The organism is uncultured Aurantimicrobium sp., from assembly GCF_936931525.1.
Lineage (GTDB): Bacteria > Actinomycetota > Actinomycetes > Actinomycetales > Microbacteriaceae > Aurantimicrobium.
On the sequence record NZ_CAKZII010000047.1, the window covers coordinates 1 to 9,904 of the forward strand.

Annotated in this window: 13 protein-coding genes; 12 read left to right on the top strand and 1 reads right to left on the bottom strand. The window is 56.1% G+C overall.

What is annotated here, in order from left to right; translation table 11 throughout:
- The 7 genes from Q0362_RS02375 to Q0362_RS02405 form a co-directional block, all read left to right on the top strand.
- Nucleotides 1–673, top strand: a 673-nt coding sequence (locus Q0362_RS02375; RefSeq protein ID WP_298119381.1) for a M13-type metalloendopeptidase, incomplete at its 5' end; no start/stop codon positions are given.
- A 21-nt stretch (nucleotides 674–694) separates the two neighbouring features.
- Entirely contained in the window at nucleotides 695–2,080 is a 1,386-nt protein-coding gene (locus Q0362_RS02380; RefSeq protein ID WP_280794697.1) for a glycine--tRNA ligase, read from the top strand.
- Nucleotides 2,081–2,096: 16 nt separating this feature from the next.
- Nucleotides 2,097–2,996: a hypothetical protein gene (locus tag Q0362_RS02385; protein ID WP_298119386.1), complete on the top strand. Its 900-nt coding sequence runs from the start codon at nucleotides 2,097–2,099 to the stop codon at nucleotides 2,994–2,996.
- A 49-nt stretch (nucleotides 2,997–3,045) separates the two neighbouring features.
- Nucleotides 3,046–3,372, top strand: a complete 327-nt coding sequence (locus tag Q0362_RS02390; protein ID WP_298119387.1) for a YtxH domain-containing protein — start codon at nucleotides 3,046–3,048, stop codon at nucleotides 3,370–3,372.
- 2 nt (nucleotides 3,373–3,374) lie between these two features.
- Complete coding sequence (locus Q0362_RS02395; protein WP_298119389.1) at nucleotides 3,375–3,809, top strand: phage holin family protein; 435 nt, start codon at nucleotides 3,375–3,377, stop codon at nucleotides 3,807–3,809.
- On the top strand, nucleotides 3,799–4,113 hold the full coding sequence (locus Q0362_RS02400) for a DUF3618 domain-containing protein (protein ID WP_298119391.1): 315 nt from the start codon (nucleotides 3,799–3,801) through the stop codon (nucleotides 4,111–4,113). The genes Q0362_RS02395 and Q0362_RS02400 overlap by 11 nt, the downstream gene beginning before the upstream one ends.
- An 86-nt stretch (nucleotides 4,114–4,199) precedes the next feature.
- On the top strand, nucleotides 4,200–4,988 hold the full coding sequence (locus tag Q0362_RS02405; protein WP_298119392.1) for a uroporphyrinogen-III synthase: 789 nt from the start codon (nucleotides 4,200–4,202) through the stop codon (nucleotides 4,986–4,988).
- On the opposite strand, the gene Q0362_RS02410 is transcribed toward Q0362_RS02405, so the two are convergent.
- Nucleotides 4,978–5,883: a rhodanese-related sulfurtransferase gene (locus Q0362_RS02410; RefSeq protein WP_298119393.1), complete on the bottom strand. Its 906-nt coding sequence runs from the start codon at nucleotides 5,881–5,883 to the stop codon at nucleotides 4,978–4,980. The two genes, Q0362_RS02405 and Q0362_RS02410, sit on opposite strands and share 11 nt — an antisense overlap.
- Nucleotides 5,884–5,962: 79 nt before the next feature.
- Here Q0362_RS02410 and Q0362_RS02415 point away from each other — a divergent pair, with 79 nt between their 5' ends.
- The 5 genes from Q0362_RS02415 to Q0362_RS02435 are packed head-to-tail and all read left to right on the top strand — an operon-like array spanning nucleotide 5,963 to nucleotide 9,765.
- Nucleotides 5,963–6,946: a metal ABC transporter substrate-binding protein gene (locus Q0362_RS02415; protein ID WP_298119394.1), complete on the top strand. Its 984-nt coding sequence runs from the start codon at nucleotides 5,963–5,965 to the stop codon at nucleotides 6,944–6,946.
- Nucleotides 6,946–7,725, top strand: a complete 780-nt coding sequence (locus Q0362_RS02420) for a metal ABC transporter ATP-binding protein (protein ID WP_298119395.1) — start codon at nucleotides 6,946–6,948, stop codon at nucleotides 7,723–7,725. Before Q0362_RS02415 ends, Q0362_RS02420 begins: the two co-directional genes overlap by 1 nt.
- A gap of 2 nt (nucleotides 7,726–7,727) precedes the next feature.
- On the top strand, nucleotides 7,728–8,582 hold the full coding sequence (locus tag Q0362_RS02425; protein WP_298119396.1) for a metal ABC transporter permease: 855 nt from the start codon (nucleotides 7,728–7,730) through the stop codon (nucleotides 8,580–8,582).
- The gene (locus Q0362_RS02430; protein ID WP_298119397.1) at nucleotides 8,579–9,388 is read left to right on the top strand and encodes a metal ABC transporter permease; all 810 of its coding nucleotides are present in this window, start codon (nucleotides 8,579–8,581) and stop codon (nucleotides 9,386–9,388) included. The genes Q0362_RS02425 and Q0362_RS02430 overlap by 4 nt, the downstream gene beginning before the upstream one ends.
- Nucleotides 9,385–9,765, top strand: coding sequence for a Fur family transcriptional regulator (locus tag Q0362_RS02435; protein WP_298119398.1), 381 nt, complete (start codon nucleotides 9,385–9,387; stop codon nucleotides 9,763–9,765). Before Q0362_RS02430 ends, Q0362_RS02435 begins: the two co-directional genes overlap by 4 nt.
- Nucleotides 9,766–9,904: the final 139 nt, after the last annotated feature.

Here is a 9,904-nt window from a genome sequence, read left to right on the forward strand (position 1 = left end):
TGGCAAACCCATTGACCGTGATGAGTGGTTCATGACTCCTCAGACCGTCAATGCGTATTACAACCCTGGGTTCAACGAGATCGTGTTCCCGGCAGCAATCCTGCAGCCACCCTTCTTCCACCCGGACTGGGATGACGCCGCCAACTACGGCTCCATTGGAGCCGTCATTGGCCACGAAATCGGTCACGGTTTCGATGACCAGGGTTCTCGCTTTGACGGTGATGGTCTGCTCACCGACTGGTGGACGGATGATGACCGCGAAGCATTTGAGAAGCGCACCAAGTCTCTGATTGACCAATACAACGCACTGTCTCCCAAGCAGGTGCCCGGACACTTTGTGAACGGTGAACTCACCATTGGTGAAAACATCGGCGACCTGGGTGGTCTCGCTATTGCGTGGAAGGCGTACCTGATCTCACTCAAGGGCGAAGAGCCCCCTGTGATTGACGGTCTCACCGGCGCACAGCGCTTCTTCCTGAGCTGGGCACAGTCCTGGCAGCAGAAGGGTCGCGACGAAGAAGTGATCCGTCTGCTCGCAATTGATCCCCACTCACCCAACGAATTCCGTTGCAACCAAATCATCCGCAACATCGATGCGTTCTATGACGCATTCGATGTCCAACCCTCCGATGACCACTGGCTCGACGCCGACAAGCGCGTCAGCATCTGGTAGTCCTCGGTAAGATTGCTCGTTATGGCCCCCAGCACTCGTCTTGACTCTGTTATTGCTCTAGCTCAACACCGCGGCTTTGTTTTCCAAGCCGGTGAGATCTATGGCGGATCCCGTTCTGCATGGGACTACGGCCCCTTGGGTGTTGCCCTCAAAGAGAACATCAAGAAGCAGTGGTGGAACTTCATGGTTCAGCGCCGCGACGACGTCGTCGGCCTGGACTCCTCGGTCATTCTTCCCCGCAAGGTGTGGGAAGCATCTGGCCACGTTGAGGTCTTCTCTGACCCTCTCGTGGAGTGCACCAGCTGCCACAAGCGTCACCGTGAAGACCACCTCATCGAGGCTTTCGAAGAGCGCAAGGGCCGTGCACCTGAAGGCGGTCTAGCTGGCGTTCCCTGCCCTGACTGTGGCGTGCGCGGCGCTTGGACCGAGCCCAAGCCTTTCTCTGGTCTGCTCAAGACCTACCTTGGCCCCGTGGCTGAAGAAGCAGGTATGCACTACCTGCGTCCCGAGACAGCTCAGGGCATCTTTGTGAACTTCGCCAACGTGCTGCAGGCAGCACGTATGAAGCCTCCCTTCGGCATTGGCCAGATCGGTAAGAGCTTCCGTAACGAAATCACCCCCGGAAACTTCATCTTCCGCACCCGTGAGTTCGAACAGATGGAGATGGAATTCTTCGTCGAGCCCGGCACGGACGAAGAATGGCACCAGTACTGGATCGACCAGCGCTTCGCCTGGTACGTCGATCTCGGTATTGACCCCGAGAACCTGCGTCTCTACGAGCACGCTAAGGAAAAGCTCTCGCACTACTCCAAGCGCACCGTGGATATTGAGTACAAGTTCGGTTTTGCTAGCGGTGAATTTGGTGAGCTCGAAGGTATTGCGAACCGCACCGACTTTGACCTCAAGACTCACTCGGAGCACTCCGGCAAGGATCTCTCCTACTTCGACCAGAACAAGAACGAGCGTTGGACTCCCTACGTCATCGAACCTGCGGCTGGTCTGACTCGCTCTCTGATGGCATTCCTCGTGGACGCCTATGTTGAAGAAGAAGTAGAGACCGCCAAGGGTGGCACTGACAAGCGCACCGTCTTGAAGCTTGACCCACGCCTGGCTCCCATCAAGGCAGCTGTTCTTCCTCTGTCTCGTAATGAGCAGCTCTCGCCCATGGCGAAAGAACTGGCAGCAGAACTGCGTATGTCCTGGAACATCGACTTCGATGACTCGGGTGCTATCGGTCGCCGTTACCGCCGTCAGGATGAGATCGGCACCCCGTTCTGCATCACCGTTGACTTTGAATCCCTCGAGGACAAGGCAGTGACCGTGCGTCACCGCGACACCATGGCTCAGGAACGTATCCTCATCGAGGACCTGCACATGTATCTCGCACTTGCCCTCAAGGGTGCATAAGTAAGAGGTAGAAATTATGGCCACAGCAAAGTCAGCGAACCGCTGTGATGTGTTGGCCATTGGTAGTGACCTTGCAGTCTTCGCCGCTGCCTTGGATTGTGCACGCATTGGCCTGAAGGTCGATGTCTGGATTCCCAAGGCAGACGAGAACCAAGGCCCTGCCAACTTCTCTCACCGTGGTGGAGTGGTTGCCGAGCTTCTGGACGAACTCGGTGTTCCCTATGACATCGTCATCCCCGCACCAGGCGAAGAAGAGCTGTGCGGCATCCCTGCAAACCCGTTCTCTCAACGCGTCAGAAAAGCTCTCGGCTGGGGTGGAGCATGGCGGGTCTACCTCGACCGCATCAAGCCCGTGCTCACCATCGGCACTGAACCTAACCTGGGCAAGCTCGTTCGAACCCGCATCGGCGAAGCAGCACTTGAAAAGCTGGTAAACCCAGTGGTCCTCGAGCGCTATGGACTAACCGCTGATGAACTGAACGTGGACGCGGTAGCACCAGGCCTTTCTCAAGCCATGACACGTGGCGGCTCATTGAGCAACGGCATCCTCGAACTTATTGCTGAAGATCCTCGTGTGGTTCAACGAGTTGTCGTTCCTGGAGGCGCAGCAGCGATCACGTCTGCTGCGATAGCCAAGCTGGAGTACTTTGCTGCAACAGTGACCAGAGTGACCGACCCCACCAAGAAGCTCGCTACCGGTTACAAGAAAGCAGGCGTTGTCCTAGCTGACTTTGGTGACGTGGAACTTCCTGAAGGTATCGACACCGAGCGCGTGGCTGAGGTCGGTATTTCTTCCGAGAACCCTGGTTTAGAGCGAGCAATTCCCGCTTCACAGCATGCCGCTTTGGGCATGCGCAGGGTGCTCTTGAGTGATCCTGAAAAACCTCCCGTTGGGACTCTCAGCTTCGAGGGCTAGGCTAGAACCGCAACATATGCGATTTTTGACATATTGAACGGAAGAAATCATGAAGGGCAAGTTCCTTTTCATTGTGGGTCTAGCTATCGGCTACGTCTTTGGTACTCGTGCTGGACGTAAGCGTTACGAGCAGATCAAGTCCGCTGCCCAGAACATCTGGGAGTCAGAGCCCGTTCAGTGGTCGGTCAAGCAGGCACAGGATGCCGTGGGTGATGTTGCTGAAGAAGCCATCACCGCCGCTAAGCGTGTGATCCACCAGGTCACCGGCGACAAGCCTGTAGCCAAGAAGGCACCAGTTGCTAAGCCAGCTACCAAGCCTGCAGCAACAGCACCCAAGGCAGCTGCCAAGGTTGCTCCTAAGCCAGCTGCGAAGTAATCATGGCAACGGCATCATCTTCTCCGGATAAGGAGAGCACTCAGAAGGAAGAGCGTTCGCTCTTCGCTTTGCTCCGCGATCTTCCCGGTATTCTCATGGACCTGGTTCGTGCAGAGTTTGAACAGCTCAAGCGCGAAATGGCTCGCAAGCTCAAGAGCTTGGGTATCGGCGCAATCCTGATTGTGATTGCCCTGGTGCTGCTCAGCTTCCTCACCTTCACTCTGCTGCTGGCTGGCATCTTCGCGCTAGCGCTTGTGATGCCACCCTGGGCAGCAGCGCTTACGGTCTCTGGAATTCTCTTGCTGACGATTCTTGGTCTCATCGGTGCCGCTGTTGTGCAGTTTAAGAAGGGGACCCCTCCTCTTCCCACCGAGACCTTCGACAGCGTTGTCAAAGACGCACACGCCTTCAAGGGAGATGACGAATATGGCATCTAACTCGAAACTGTCCAAAGTCTCCGAAGATGAGTTCTTCACCGAGCCTTCCTTCGTCTCCACGTTGAGCAACACCGAATTGCAGGAACACCTCGCCGCTACCCGCGACAAGCTCTCCTCCACCTTGGATGAGCTGGAAGACAAGGCCAACGTTCCCAAGCAATTAGGGAAGGCGAAAGATCGCCTTCAAGAACGTTTCACCGTCATGAAGCAGGAGCAGCCATTGCTTCTCCTCGGCATCGGAGTTGGTGCTGTTGCGCTCGCTGGTGTCATCATTGCCGGGGTATTTCGTTCAGGTCGCCGATAACCATTTGGTTACAGTCCCGCCATTAATGGCGGAAACCTGCTTTCTCAGTTTGTTGTGTGGCATAACCGTCGGTGACAATAGAGGCGATGTCTTTTACCTCTCCTATTGAGACGCGTCCCCTTTATGGGCATCGCGTACTTGTGCCTCGCGGTGGACCTTGGGGCGACTCTGTCGCATCCGCTCTCCGCGCTAAAGGTGCATCTGCGGTAATCGCACCCATGGTGAACTTTGCCCCCACCGATGATGCCCCCGCTCTTGAAGAAGCGCTGAAGGAACTTGCTGCTGGTGAGTTCGACTGGATCACACTGACCAGCGCCACAACCGTTGATGTGCTGATGGCACACCAGGCTGTCATCCCAGCCACCACCAAAGTGGCATGCGTGGGTGAAACCACAGCGACAGCTCTTGCAGCTGCTGGCTACAAAGCTGACCTTGCCCCCAGCGAAGAGAACACTGCACATGGTCTTCTCGAAGAGTGGACGGCAGCCACCGGCGGTGTGATCCCACTTCGCGTTCTCACGTTGCGTTCACAGATTGCTGTTCCTGTGCTCACCGAGGGTCTCATTCGTATCGGCCACAGCGTGAAGTCGATTGTTGCTTACCGTTCCGTCGGCGTTGATGTCGCCGAGGGCGTCATCAACGATGTGCGAGCAGGCAAGATCAGCGACATCTTGGTCACCTCTGGTTCTGTGGCAGAACAAATCGCCATTCAGATTGGCGACGTTCCAGCAAAGACCTTGGTCTCAGCAATCGGTCCCCGCACGGCAAAAGATGCTGAAGCGTTCGGACTTCGAATTGATGCAGTGGCAGATGCCATCAACATCGAATCGATGGTTGACCTTCTGGTCGAACGCGCTCTGAGCGTTAAGCCGTAACCTTCGCGTGTTCTTCACAGAACACATCGACTGCGGCACATTCTTCGCAGACAACCATCTGTTCGCGGCACATCTTGTCGGCGCAGTTGATCATGTGGTTTGACTTGGTGCCGCAGCAAACGCAGGTTCCGATCAGTGCAACGTCAGGAGCAAAGTCCATCGAGATGCGCTTGTCGAAGACATAGAGCGAACCTTCCCAGAGACCTTGGTTTCCGCGAGCTTCGCCATAGCGAACGATGCCGCCATCGATTTGGTAGATCTCTTTGAAGCCACGGGCTTTCATGATGGGGGTCAAGATTTCGCAGCGAATACCACCGGTGCAGTAGGTGACGATGGGCTTGTCCTTGATGTGGTCATACTTGCCACTTTCAAGTTCACGCACGAAGTCGTGAGTGGTCTTCACATCAGGAATGATGGCGTTCTTGAAACGGCCAATCTCTGCTTCCCAGGCGTTGCGGCCGTCGAAGAAGACAACTTCATCGCCGCGCTCTTCAACGAGTGCGTCGAGTTCGTGGGGCTTGAGCTTGGTTCCGCCACCGATGATGCCCTTGTTGTTGACTTCAATTTCATCGGGAACACCGAAGGCCACGATCTCTGATCGTGCCTTCACGCTGAGGCGAGGGAAGTCCAGGCTCTGACCGTTCTCGTCGAGACCGGTTCCGTCACTCCACTTGGCGTCCATCTTCTTGAAGCCGGGGTATTCCTTGGTCTTGCGCAGATACATCTTGACGTTGTCGATGTCACCACCGACGGTTCCGTTGATGCCGTGCTTGGAGATAAGGATGCGTCCACGCAGGTTCAAGCCTTCGCAGAGGTCTCGCTGCCAGAGGCGAACGGCCTCGGGGTCAGCTACGGGTGCGAATGCGTAATACAGAAGAACTTTGGGGACTGCCATGTATATAAGGGTACGCGCCGAATGCGTACAGCGCACTATCGGTATTGACAATCATTCTCAATAAGATTACTTTCGAGGTATGAAATCATTCGGAATTCTTGTTGCCAGCATCGTTGTTGCCGGAAGCCTCAGCGCATGTTCTTCGCAGGCACCCCAGAATGACGAATTCCAGGTTGTGGCAACAACCACTCAAGTCACCGAGTTCACTCGTGCTGTTGTCGGAGACACCGGCACCGTGACGGGATTGATCCAGCCCAACCAAAGTGCACACTCTTTCGACCCTTCCGCAAAGCAGCTCCTTGCTCTTTCCCAAGCCGATGCTGTGGTGATTAATGGCGCTGACCTCGAGCCCTGGATTACTGATGCTCTCTCCGCAGCGAACTTCTCGGGCGAGATCATCGATGCCTCCACAGGAATCGAACTCCTCGCTGCCGGTGAAGCCGAAGAAGATCATGCGGCTCATGCTGACGAAGAAGAACATGCTCATGGAGAAGGAGATCCCCACATCTGGACTTCTCCCCTCAATGCTCAAGTGATGGTGAAGAACATCGCCACAGGATTAGAGGCACTGAACCCCGCTGACGCAACGGTCATGGAAGACAACGCAGCTTCTTACACAGACCAACTCGCCAGCCTCAATGAGTGGGTCATTGCAAACTTTGACCAGGTTCCAGTTGACCAGCGATTACTGGTGACAAACCACGATGCTTTCACCTACTTCGTCTCGGAATACGGCATCACCTTTGTTGGATCAATCATCCCCAGCTTCGATGACAATGCGGAGCCCAGTGCTGCTGAGCTCGATTCCCTCATCGCCCTGATCAAAGAATCTGGTGCAACCGCAATATTCTCAGAGGCATCGATCTCACCGAAGCTGGCCACAACTATTGCCAACGAAGCTGGCGTGAAGGTTTACTCCGGTGACGATGCGCTCTACTCGGATTCGCTAGGTGTCACCGGCTCTGATGGAGAGACCTATATCAAGGCAACAATTCACAACGTCACCGTGCTGATGACCGCATGGGGCTATCCCGTCCTGCAACTTCCTGCGGAGCTGAGCTGATGAGTCCACGCACCAGACCTATCCCCATCATTACTGATGATGCACTGACGATCACCGGCGGTGCTTTCAGTTATGGCAGCACACCTGCTCTGACTGAGGTCAACATCACCGTCAAACCCGGCGAAGCTATGGCACTGATTGGTCCGAACGGATCAGGAAAGTCGACCCTGCTTAAGGGTGTCTTGGGACTGATTCCCTTGCTCGAAGGATCCATGGGGTTTGGCAAAAGCGCCGAGTCCATCGGTTACCTTCCCCAGACCGAGCACATCGACCCTGAGTTCCCAGTGACCCTCAAACAGGTCGTCATGATGGGTCGCTATCGCAAGATGGGCCTGTTTTCTTTCCCCACTGGCACTGACCGTGCTGCTGTCAGGAAAGCAATAGCTAATGTCGGCCTGACCAATGTTGCCAACAAGCGCTTTGGTTCACTCTCCGGCGGTCAGCAGCAGCGTGGCTTCTTGGCACGCGCTCTCGCCTCCGAACCCGGTCTGCTCCTTCTCGATGAACCATTCAACGGTTTGGACCAGCCCAACCGTGACGCCTTGATGCAAACTCTTCGACAGCTCAAGACAGCTGGGGTTGCCATCATTGTCACCACCCACGATCTGGAACTTGCCCGCGAGGTCTGTGACACTGTTCTATTTGTGAACGGTCGCCAGATTGCCTTCGGCCCCAAGGATGACGTGCTGACGTTGGCCAACCTGCAAGAGGTCTTCCACGAGTTCCAAGTGGAGATCGACGAGCACACGGTCGTCGTGCCAGGCCACGAAGGCCACTAGTCATGAATCTGCTTGACTCTCTCACCACCGCATTCGCGCTCCCCTTTATGGGTCGAGCGTTGCTGGTGTTGATTGTGTTGAGCGTGGCTGCTGGAGTGATTGGTGTCTTCATCAACCTGCGTGGCCTCGAGTTCTTGAGCGATGGCCTCACCCATGCTGTGTTCCCTGGCTTGGCAGCGGGCTTTGTCTTTGGCGGACAGGGAGGCGTTCTCATTGGCGCTCTCGTTGCTGCAGCTGCCGCAACCATCGTGCTGACTTTGATGAGTAATAACCGGGTCACCTCCGATGCCACGACAGCGATCGTGCTGACAGCCATGTTCAGCATCGGCGTGATCATCGTTTCGGCTTCACCAGGGCGTGCTGGTGGTTTGGAGCAACTCCTCTTTGGTCACTTGCTCACCGTCACAGACAGCGAAGCTATCACCACGGCGATTGTTGCCGGTGTTGCGCTGGTTCTGGTGCTGCTTACGTTCCGCCGCCAGGTCTTCCGAGCCTTCGACCCTGAGGGCAGTGCTGCTGCCGGCTATCGCCGGGTCAGCACGGAGCTCGTCTTGAACGTCGCCATCGCCCTGGTCATTGTTGCGGCATCGAATGCGGTGGGAAACCTGCTGGTTCTTGCTGTGCTCATTGTTCCGGGTGCCCTTTCCCGCTTGGTGACCACCAAGCTGGGCGGTCTCTTTGCTGTTGCCGTGGGTGCAGCAGTATTCGCATCTTGGATTGGCCTTGCTCTGGGATTCAATATCTCAGTTGTGGGCGGGGTAGATGTTCCAGCGGGTGCAACCGTTGCGCTGAGTTTTGTCACGCTCTATGCCATCGCATTGATCGTGCGCGTGCTCCGCAAGGGGGTCAACGCATGAGCTACTTCGAACGTGCACTGGTAGTCATTGTTCTCGTTGGTGCCCTGGCAGGTCTTGCCGGTGTGCTGGTGGTCCTGCGTAAGCGGGTCTTGTTCGCGCAGGCGTTGACTCACGCAACCTTCCCCGGCGCAGTCATTGCGACCATCTTGGGAGCAAGCCTCCAAATTGGTGCACTGATTGCCTGCGTGAGCTTGGCCATCATCTTGACCTTCCTCAGCCGCATCCGAGGTCAAGGAACCCAGGCCGCCTCCGGCGTCATGCTCACCGCAGGTTTTGCCGCAGGTGTTCTGCTGCAGGCCATGAACCCGAGCATCCCCATCCAGATAGACAGCTTCTTGTTTGGTTCGATCCTCTCGGCAACCTGGGTTGATGGACTTGTTGCTGGCGCTGCTCTTCTTGCAGTGATTGCCACCATGCTCATCTGGGGCAAGCAGATCCTGTTCTTCCTCTTCGATCCCGAAGCTTTCGCAGCAACCGGGGCAAAGCCCTGGTTGCTTGATGCAGTGCTTCTACTCATCACCACCGTTGCTGTGGTGGCAGCACTGCCTGCGGCAGGAGCAATCCTGGCTATCGCCTTGATTGCAGCGCCCGCAGCAGCTGCCCGCTACTTCACCGACAAAATCAACGTCATGTTCTGGCTGGCGCCAACCCTCGGTGCGCTCGCCGGCGTTGCGGGGTTACTCATCTCTCGCTGGTTGGGTGTCAGTGCCGGAGCCAGCATTTCACTCGTGGCAGCAACCATCTTCTTTATTGCATGGGGAACCTTCACCATGCGACGCCCCGCATCGATCGGAGCAACAACATGAAACGCAACACCTGGCAACGCGAAGCCGTGAGAACAGCACTGAATGAGCGCGGAGATTTCGTCTCCGCCCAAAAGCTGCACACTGAACTCAAAGCAGAAGGCTCCACGATTGGTTTGGCCACGGTCTACCGCGCCCTGACAGACCTCGTCACGGCAGATGAAGCAGATGCCCTGCAGTCACCAGAGGGCGAGAACCTTTACCGTGCATGCTCCAGTGATGGACACCACCACCACTTGATCTGTCGCCAATGTGGTCACACCGAAGAGATTGAAGCTGAAGCAGTGGAGTCCTGGGCCGCGAAGGTGGCAGCAGAACACGGTTTCACTCAGCCGCGTCATATCGTGGACGTGTTTGGCCTCTGCCAGAAGTGCTCCTAGGGCCAACTCCGGCTTAATCTCGCGGAAGTAGACCTGGGCGGGTTTGCTTTAACAATCAGACACAACGTAGACTTGACCCTTGGCTGCGCGGAATTCCTCGCGTAAGCAGTGCACGTTCTCTCTCACTTCGTGAGTTGTG